Origin of the sequence: Bradyrhizobium sp. WSM1253 (genome assembly GCF_000244935.1) — a bacterium.
Taxonomy (GTDB): domain Bacteria; phylum Pseudomonadota; class Alphaproteobacteria; order Rhizobiales; family Xanthobacteraceae; genus Bradyrhizobium; species Bradyrhizobium canariense.
On sequence record NZ_JH600073.1, the window covers coordinates 3810154 to 3819901 of the forward strand.

Below are 9748 nucleotides of genomic sequence, written 5' to 3' on the forward strand. Positions count from 1 at the left end.
ACGAGGACATGAACGGGTCGCAAGTCGAGCGCGGAAACATCGTGGCAGAGCAACTGTCGGCGACGGTCGCCTCGAAAACGACTGATCCGATTCAGGAACACAATTCACGCCCGCCGGCCGTAGGCTTGTACGATCCGAGCCTGGAAAAGGATTCCTGCGGCGTCGGCTTCATCGCCAACATCAGGGGCAAGAAGTCGCACGAGATCGTCGCGGACGCGCTCAGCATCCTGTGCAACCTCGAGCACCGCGGCGCCGTCGGCGCCGACCCGCGCGCCGGTGACGGCGCCGGCATTCTGGTGCAGATCCCGCATGCTTTCTTCAGCCGCAAGGCGAAGGAACTCGGCTTCGCGCTGCCCAATCCCGGCGAATACGCCATCGGCGCGCTGTTCATGCCGCGCGACACCGCCTGGCGCAACGTCATCAAGAGCATCATCGCCGACCAGATCAAGGAAGAGGGCCTGACGCTGCTCGGCTGGCGCGACGTGCCGACCGACAATTCCTCGCTCGGCGTCACCGTGAAGCCGACCGAGCCCGCCTGCATGCAGGTGTTCATCGGCCGCAACGGCACCGCCAAGACCGAGGACGATTTCGAGCGCCGGCTCTACATCCTGCGCAAGTCGATTTCGCAAGCGATCTATCAGCGCCGCGACCGCGGCCTCGCCGGCTATTATCCTTGCTCGATGTCGTGCCGCACCGTGATCTACAAGGGCATGTTCCTCGCCGATCAGCTCGGCAAGTACTATCCCGATCTGCACGAAAAGGATTTCGAGAGCGCGCTGGCGCTCGTTCACCAGCGTTTCTCGACCAATACCTTCCCGGCGTGGTCGCTGGCGCATCCCTACCGCATGATCGCGCATAACGGCGAGATCAACACGCTGCGCGGCAACACCAACTGGATGGCGGCGCGCCAGGCCTCGGTGAGCTCCGAGTTGTACGGCAAGGACATCAACCGGCTCTGGCCGATCTCCTACGAAGGCCAGTCGGACACCGCCTGCTTCGACAACGCGCTCGAATTCCTGGTGCAGGGCGGCTACTCGCTGCCACACGCCGTCATGATGATGATTCCGGAGGCGTGGGCCGGCAATCCCTTGATGGATGAGAAGCGCCGCGCCTTCTACGAATATCATGCCGCCCTGATGGAGCCGTGGGACGGCCCCGCCGCGATCGCCTTCACCGACGGCCGCCAGATCGGCGCCACGCTCGACCGCAACGGCCTTCGTCCCGCGCGCTATCTCGTGACCAAGGACGACCGCATCGTGATGGCGTCCGAGATGGGCGTGCTGACGATTCCCGAGGACCAGATCATCACCAAGTGGCGCTTGCAGCCCGGCAAGATGCTGCTGGTCGACCTCGAACAGGGCCGCCTCATCCCCGACGACGAGATCAAGGCCGAGCTCGCCAGGAGCCATCCCTACACCGAGTGGCTGGAGCGGACCCAGATCGTGCTCGAAGAGCTGCCGAAGGTGCCGACCACCGGCGTGCGCTCCAACCTGTCGCTGCTCGATCGCCAGCAGGCGTTCGGCTACAGCCAGGAAGACATCACCATCCTGATGACGCCGATGGCCTCCACCGGCGAGGAAGCCGCAGGCTCGATGGGCAACGACACGCCGATCTCGGCGCTGTCGGCCAAGGCCAAGCCGCTGTTCACCTATTTCAAGCAGAACTTTGCGCAGGTCACCAACCCGCCGATCGACCCGATCCGCGAGGAGCTGGTGATGAGCCTCGTCTCCATCATCGGACCGCGGCCGAACCTGTTCGACCTGCAAGGCCTTGCCACCACCAAGCGCCTCGAAGCACGCCAGCCGATCCTGACCGACGCGGACCTCGAAAAGATCCGCTCGATCTCCGAGGTCGCCGAGTCGCATTTCAAGTCGCGCACGCTGGACACCACCTTCCACGCCGGCCTCGGCGCGGCCGGCATGGACCAGGTGCTGGACGAGCTCTGCGCGCGCGCCGAGAGCGCGGTGCGCGAGGGCGTCAACATCATCATCCTGTCCGACCGCATGGTCGGCACCGACCGGGTTCCGATCCCGTCGCTGCTGGCCTGCGCCGCCGTGCATCATCATCTGATCCGCACCGGCTTGCGCACGTCGGTCGGCCTCGTCGTCGAATCCGGCGAACCGCGCGAAGTGCATCACTTCGCCTGTCTGGCCGGCTACGGCGCGGAAGCGATCAATCCGTATCTGGCGTTCGAGACCATCATCGCGATGAAGGACCGCCTGCCCGGCTCGCTCGACGACTATGAGATCGTCAAGCGCTACATCAAGTCGATCGGCAAGGGCCTGCTCAAGGTGATGTCCAAGATGGGCATCTCGACCTACCAATCCTATTGCGGCGCGCAGATCTTCGACGCCATCGGCCTGAAGGCGGAATTCGTCGGAAAATTCTTCGCCGGCACGCATACCCGCGTCGAGGGCGTCGGTCTTGGCGAGATTGCCGAAGAGGCGGTGCGCCGTCATGCCGACGCGTTCGGCGATGCGCTCGTTTACAAGACCTCGCTCGATGTCGGCGGCGAATATGCCTATCGCAGCCGCGGCGAGGACCATGCATGGACCGCCGAGTCGGTGGGGCTGCTGCAGCACGCCGCGCGCGGCAATTCGCTGGAACGCTACCGCGCTTTCGCCAAGATCCTCAACGAGCAGTCGGAGCGTCTCCTGACGCTGCGCGGCCTGTTCCGGATCAAGAACGCGGACGAAGAGAAGCGCAAGCCGGTGCCGCTCGACCAGGTCGAGCCGGCCAAGGACATCGTCAAGCGTTTCGCCACCGGCGCGATGAGCTTCGGCTCGATCTCGCGCGAGGCGCACACCACGCTCGCGATCGCCATGAACCGGATCGGCGGCAAGTCGAACACCGGCGAGGGCGGCGAGGAAGCCGACCGCTTCAAGCCGCTGCCGAACGGCGATTCCATGCGCTCGGCGATCAAGCAGGTCGCCTCGGGCCGCTTCGGCGTCACCACGGAGTATCTCGTCAACTCCGACATGATGCAGATCAAGATGGCGCAGGGTGCCAAGCCCGGCGAAGGCGGCCAGCTGCCCGGCCACAAGGTCGATGCGACCATCGCAAAGGTCCGGCATTCGACGCCGGGCGTCGGCCTGATCTCGCCGCCGCCGCACCACGACATCTACTCGATCGAGGATCTGGCGCAGCTCATCTACGACCTCAAGAACGTCAATCCCGACGGCGCGGTCTCGGTCAAGCTCGTCTCGGAGATCGGCGTCGGCACGGTGGCCGCGGGCGTCGCCAAGGCGCGCGCCGACCATGTCACCATCGCGGGCTTCGAGGGCGGCACCGGCGCTTCGCCGCTCACCTCGATCAAGCACGCGGGATCACCGTGGGAGATCGGCCTCGCCGAAACCCACCAGACGCTGGTGCGCGAGCGGCTGCGCAGCCGCATCGTGGTCCAGGTCGACGGCGGTTTCCGCACCGGCCGCGACGTCGTGATCGGCGCGCTGCTCGGTGCCGACGAGTTCGGCTTCGCCACCGCGCCCTTGATCGCGGCCGGCTGCATCATGATGCGCAAGTGCCACCTCAACACCTGCCCAGTCGGCGTCGCGACCCAGGACCCGGTCCTGCGCAAGCGCTTCACCGGCCAGCCCGAGCATGTGATCAACTACTTCTTCTTCGTCGCCGAGGAGGTCCGCGAGATCATGGCCTCGCTCGGCTTCCGCAGCTTCAACGAGATGATCGGCCAGGTGCAGCTGCTCGACCAGACCAAGCTGGTCGCGCACTGGAAGGCCAAGGGCCTCGACTTCTCCAAGCTGTTCGTCAAGCAGAAGGAAGAGAAGGGCCAGAAGATCTATCACTCCGAGCGCCAGAACCATCATCTGGAAGCGGTGCTCGACCGCACGCTGATCGAGCAGGCGACGCCTGCGCTCGACCGCGGTGCGCCGGTGAAGATCGAGGCCAAGATCAACAGCACCAACCGCTCCGCGGGCGCGATGCTGTCGGGTGCGGTCGCCAAGATCTACGGCCATGCCGGCCTGCCGCATGAGACCATCCATGTCAGCCTCAAGGGCACCGCCGGCCAGGCCTTCGGCGCGTGGCTGGCGCAAGGCGTCACCTTCGAGCTCGAAGGCGAGGCCAACGATTATGTCGGCAAGGGCCTCTCGGGCGGCAAGATCATCGTCAAGCCGCCGGCCAACAGCGGCATCGTGCCGGAAGAGAGCATCATCGTCGGCAACACCGTGATGTACGGCGCCATTCAAGGCGAGTGCTACTTCCGCGGCATCGCGGGCGAGCGCTTTGCCGTGCGCAATTCCGGCGCCGTGGCGGTGGTCGAGGGCGCGGGCGACCATTGCTGCGAATACATGACCGGCGGCATCGTGGTCGTGCTCGGCAAGACCGGGCGCAACTTCGCGGCCGGCATGTCCGGCGGCATCGCCTATGTGCTGGACGAGACCGGCGACTTCGACAGGCTGTGCAACATGGCGATGGTCGAGCTCGAGCCGGTGCTGTCGGAAGAGCTGATCAACGCCGGCACCTATCACCACTCCGGTGACCTCGAGGCGCACGGCCGGGTCGACGTGTTCAAGGACCTGCTCGCCTCCGACGTCGAGCGGCTGCATGTCCTGATCACCCGCCATGCCAAGGCGACCGGCTCCAGGCGCGCTGCCGACATCCTGGCCAACTGGAAGGACTGGCTGCCCAAATTCCGCAAGGTGATGCCGGTCGAATACCGGCGCGCGCTGCGCGAGATGGCCGCCAACGCGGACGCCGAGCCGAAAATCGCGATCGGGGCTTAGCTAAGAAAAGCCTCATGGTGAGGAGCGCGAAGCGCGTCTCGAACCATGAAACCACAGCGGGGGCCTTCATCCTTCGAGACGCGGCGCCAAGCGCGCCGCTCCTCAGGATGAGGGGAGAGAAAGCAAACGAATTTAAGCGGCAGGGACTTCGGGTTTAATGGGCAAGATCACGGGTTTTCTCGAAATCGAACGGCATGACCGCAAGTACACCCCGGTCGCCGAGCGCGTGAAGCATTTCCACGAGTTCGTCGTTCCCCTCTCCGAAAAGGAAACGCGCGACCAGGCCGCGCGCTGCATGAACTGCGGCATTCCCTATTGCCACGGCACCGGCTCGGTCTCGCCTGGTACACCGGGCTGCCCGGTCAACAACCAGATCCCGGACTGGAACGACCTCGTCTACCAGGGCAACTGGGAAGAGGCCTCGCGCAATCTGCACTCGACCAACAATTTCCCGGAGTTCACGGGGCGCATCTGTCCGGCGCCGTGCGAAGCCTCCTGCACGCTCAACATCGACGACAACCCCGTCACCATCAAGACCATCGAATGCGCGATCGTCGACCGCGCCTGGGACAATGGCTGGCTGAAGCCCGAGGTCGCCGCCCACAAGACCGGCAAGAAGGTCGCGGTGATCGGCTCGGGTCCGGCCGGCATGGCCTGCGCGCAGCAGCTCGCACGCGCCGGCCACGACGTGCATCTGTTCGAGAAGTTCGCCAAGGCCGGCGGCCTGCTGCGCTACGGCATCCCCGACTTCAAGATGGAAAAGGGCGTCATCGACCGCCGCGTCACGCAGATGGAAGGCGAAGGCGTCACCTTCCACTACAACAGCCATGTCGGCGTCGACGGCAATGTCGATCCGCGCGAGATGCTCAACGAGTACGACGCCGTCGCGCTGACCGGCGGCGCCGAAGCCCCGCGCGACCTGCCGATCCCCGGCCGCGACCTCGCCGGCATCCACTACGCGATGGATTTCCTGCCGCAGCAGAACCGCCGCGTGTCCAATGAACCGTTGAACGGCGTCCAGGAGATTCTGGCCGGCGGCAAGCATGTCGTCGTCATCGGCGGCGGCGACACGGGATCCGACTGCATCGGCACCTCGCTGCGCCAGGGCGCGCTCTCCGTGACCCAGCTCGAGATCATGCCCGCTCCGCCCGAGCACGAGAACAAGGGCCTGACGTGGCCGAACTGGCCGCTGAAGATGCGGACGTCCTCGAGCCAGGCCGAAGGCGCGGTCCGCGAATTCGCCGTGCTGACGCAGAAGTTTTCGGGCGATAACGGCAAGGTCAAGAAGCTGCATTGCGTGCGCGTCGACGACAAGTTCAAGCCGATCGCCGGCACCGAGTTCGAGCTCGACGCCGACCTCGTCCTGCTCGCGATGGGCTTCGTCCATCCCGTGCACGAGGGCCTTTTGAAGCTGCTGTCGGTCGAGCTCGACCCGCGCGGCAACGTCAAGGCCAACACGCTCGACTACCAGACCTCACGCCCGAACGTGTTCACCGCCGGCGACATGCGCCGCGGCCAATCGCTGGTGGTCTGGGCCATCCGCGAGGGCCGGCTGTGCGCCAGGTCGATCGATACGTTCCTGATGGGGAAGACGGATCTGCCGCGCTGAACTTTGCGCGAGCCGCGCAAGCTCGGAGTCAGGCAATAAATCCGCTGTCGTCCTGGCGAAAGCCAGGACCCATACCGCGTGATCCCTCGATCGTTGGCCGGTCGCAGTACCAAACGACGAGTCTTCGCCAAACTACTCCCTGGGGTAATGGGTCCTGGCTTTCGCCAGGACGACACCTCGGGCTTGGTATCGCCAATGGCAACGGCCACACGCGCTAATTCTGCAGCCTCACCCCGACCATCGCCACCGTGCCCTGCGAGCTTGACCCCGCCTGGTTCGAATCCAGGATGTCGTGGCGCAGCGTGCCCTTGATCCAGATGTTGCGGTTGAGCTTGTAGATCAGGTTGCTTTCGAACGAGTAGGTCTTGTCGTTGCGATTCTGGCCCTGGTAGTCGTAGGTGCCGTAGGTGAATTTGCCGACTGCCGTGAGCCAGCGGCGGAAATCGTGATCGACCTCGGCGGCGTAGGTATGCACCAGCACGCCGGAGGAGCCGGGGATAGTGGTCTCGGCGATCTGCGTGTCGGTGGCGAATTTCACCGTGGTGAGGCCGCTTGCGTTCCAGATCAGCGAGCCCGAGGTCAGGAAGCCGGAGAGCTGGCTCAGGCGCGGATCGACATAGTTGCGTGCGGAATAGCCGACCGAGACCTCGCCGGTCAGGATGCGCGAGAACTCGAAGGACGTGCCGACCTTGGCGTAGCCGCCGTTCGAATCGCGGAAGAAGCCGTTGCGGTCGGCGGCTTGGTCGTGCACGCGGGTGTCGCCCTGGATCTCGACGAACGGCTTCAAGCCCGGCTTCAATTCGTAGGAGAAACGCCCCACGCCGCCATACTGGTTGAAGTCGCGGTCATCGTTGCTGAAGGTCGAGCCGTCGGTGAGTTTCGAGTTGGTGTAGGCGGTGCGATCGACGGTCGCGCCAGCCGCGACCTGGAAGCGGTTGAAGGTCTGGTCGAAGCCGACGGTCGTGCCATAGGTGGCATAAACAGGAAATTTCTGCAGGCCGGCCTGCACGTTCGGGCTGCCGGGATTATCGGTGGCGAGCCGCAGGCGCAGCTGCGAGGTCAGCTTGAGATCGCGATTGACGTCGATGCGGCCGTCGACATGGCCGGTGAAATCGGGGCGGTCGACCTCGACCGGCGAGGGCGAGGCAAAGCCGTCGATCGTCGCCGGCATGTTGTTGGTGTAGCCCGAGAACGAGCCGCGCAGATCCGCGACCAGCGCGTGGCGCTCCCAATCGGACGCCACGAGCAGGTCGGGCGCGACGACATAGGCCGGCGAGCCGACCGGCTTGTTCAAGCGCGCCGGGTTGGTGTCGTAGCCTGTGGAGAGCTCGAGCCCGCCCTTGATCAGGAAGCTGCCGGCATAGTCGCCGACCGCGCCGAACGCATCCTCGTCGAGCTTGAGGCGGCGGCGCAGCGGCTGGCCGGGCACGTTGCCGGCCAGCGCCGGCGGCACCGGTGTCTTGTGCGCGGTCTCGGAGGGCGGCGGCGCGATGCGCGGCGGGCCGAGCGTTCGCTCCGGCGTTGCCGGCGGCACCGGCGAGCCGGGGCCGACCGGGCGCTTCGGCTTCGGCTGTCCGGGATAGAGCTTCGGCTGCTGTCGCTTGCGGTTGAGCGAATCGTAGCCGGAGGCGCTGGCGCCATTGGCGGCAGGCAGGCCGTAGATCGGGACCTGGTTGGTCGGGTTTGGGTTGGTCGGGTTTTGGCTGTTCGGGTTCTGGCCCGGGCGCGCCGGCGCCTGCTGGCGCTTGCGCAAATCGGCATTGGGATCTGGCAGCGTCGGCAGTGCATCCGACGGTGCCTGCGGCACGCCCGCGGTCCGGCGCGTCGGCAGCGTGTCGGGCGATGCGAAGCCACCGCGGTTAGGACTGAACAGATCGGGGGTGAGGCTCTGGGCCGCCCCGGGGGCGCTTCCGAGGACCGTCAGCGCAAAGCACGGCAAAGCCGCGCGCAGAAAATGCGCGCGCTTGCTCCGGCTCGTGCCTGGAGACGACCCCACGATGGAAGAACTCCAACGAAATCAAACACTTTCGCGATCATCCAGCCGATCGGCGGGAACTATCGTTAATGGAGTTAAAACAATTATGGTTAACGACCGGTTGAGGGTTGGGGCGCCCTCGTCGCCTCGAAGGCCGTGGCGTGCTAAGCAGGCGCCAACGGACGAACGCCCCTCCTCCCTGGACCAGAACATGCCGAGTTCGAAACCGCTGATGACCCAATCATCCGGCCCCATTCCCGACAGCGTCGAATCCGCACTCCGCACGCTGGAAACGGAGAGCGGCGGTATCAACGCGCTCGCCGCCGCCCTGCGCGGCCCGCTTGGCGCGAGCTTCGCCCAGGCGGTCGATCTGATCCGCAACGCGAAGGGCCGCGTCATCGTCACCGGACTCGGCAAGTCGGGCCATATGGGCCGCAAGATCGCGGCAACGCTGGCCTCGACCGGCACGCCCGCCTTCTTCGTGCACACCGCCGAAGCCGCCCATGGCGACCTCGGCATGATCACCACCGACGACGTCATCATGGCGCTGTCCTGGTCCGGCGAGCAGCCGGAGATGAAGACGCTGGTGAACTATTCCGCGCGGTTCGCGATCCCCATGATCGCGGTGACGTCGAACGCGGCGTCCTCGCTCGGACAAGCGGCCGACATCGTGATCGAGCTGCCGAAGGCGCGCGAGGCCTGCCCGCACAATCTGGCGCCGACCACCTCGACCCTGATGCAGGCCGCGATCGGCGATGCGCTCGCGATCGCCCTGCTCGAAGGCCGCGGCTTCACCGCGCTGGAGTTCGCGCATTTCCACCCCGGCGGCAAGTTAGGGGCGATGCTGAAGTTCGTCCGCGACTACATGCGCACCGGCGCGGAGATCCCGGTCAAGCCGCTCGGCACGAAAATGTCGGACGCGGTGATGGAGATGTCGGCCAAGGGCCTCGGCTGCGTCTGCATCATCAACGATGCGGCCGAGGCCGTCGGCATCATCACCGACGGCGACCTGCGCCGCCACATGCGCCCGGACCTGCTGACGGCGTCGGTCGACGACATCATGACCAGGCAGCCGAAAACCGTACCGCCCTCGATGCTGGCCACCGAGATGATCGAGGTGCTGAACACCCGCAAGATCACGACGCTGGTGGTGACCGAGGCGGACAAGGTGGTGGGCATCGTGCACCTGCACGATCTGCTGCGGGCGGGCGTGGCGTAGGGGGCCCATCTCCTCCGTCATTGCGAGCGTAGCGAAGCAATCCAGACTGATCTTCCCCCAAAAAAGTGGACATGGATCAAGCCGATTTTAGCTCCATCTCGACCGGGCTGATATAGCCGATGGCCGAGTGTCTTCGGGTCTGATTGTAGAAGCCTTCGACGTAAGCGAAGATGTCGCGCTCGGCTTCATTGCGGGTCTCATTA

General features: G+C 65.4%; 5 protein-coding genes. 3 read left to right on the plus strand and 2 right to left on the minus strand.

The features are described 5' to 3' along the window. Window positions 1–8: 8 nt before the first annotated feature. Entirely contained in the window at window positions 9–4742 is a 4734-nt protein-coding gene (gene gltB, locus BRA1253DRAFT_RS19485) for a glutamate synthase large subunit (protein WP_007597137.1), read from the plus strand. Between the two features lie 157 nt (window positions 4743–4899). Then, on the plus strand, window positions 4900–6351 hold the full coding sequence (locus tag BRA1253DRAFT_RS19490) for a glutamate synthase subunit beta (protein WP_007597139.1): 1452 nt from the start codon (window positions 4900–4902) through the stop codon (window positions 6349–6351). 214 nt (window positions 6352–6565) lie between these two features. Here the strand turns inward: BRA1253DRAFT_RS19490 and BRA1253DRAFT_RS19495 are convergent, their stop codons facing one another. Further along, window positions 6566–8347: an outer membrane beta-barrel protein gene (locus BRA1253DRAFT_RS19495; protein WP_007597142.1), complete on the minus strand. Its 1782-nt coding sequence runs from the start codon at window positions 8345–8347 to the stop codon at window positions 6566–6568. A gap of 190 nt (window positions 8348–8537) precedes the next feature. Here BRA1253DRAFT_RS19495 and BRA1253DRAFT_RS19500 point away from each other — a divergent pair, with 190 nt between their 5' ends. Continuing rightward, on the plus strand, window positions 8538–9545 hold the full coding sequence (locus tag BRA1253DRAFT_RS19500) for an SIS domain-containing protein (RefSeq protein ID WP_007597143.1): 1008 nt from the start codon (window positions 8538–8540) through the stop codon (window positions 9543–9545). A 76-nt stretch (window positions 9546–9621) separates the two neighbouring features. Here the strand turns inward: BRA1253DRAFT_RS19500 and BRA1253DRAFT_RS45300 are convergent. After that, a partial coding sequence (locus BRA1253DRAFT_RS45300) for an IS3 family transposase (protein ID WP_198288340.1) occupies window positions 9622–9748 on the minus strand: 127 nt, incomplete at its 5' end.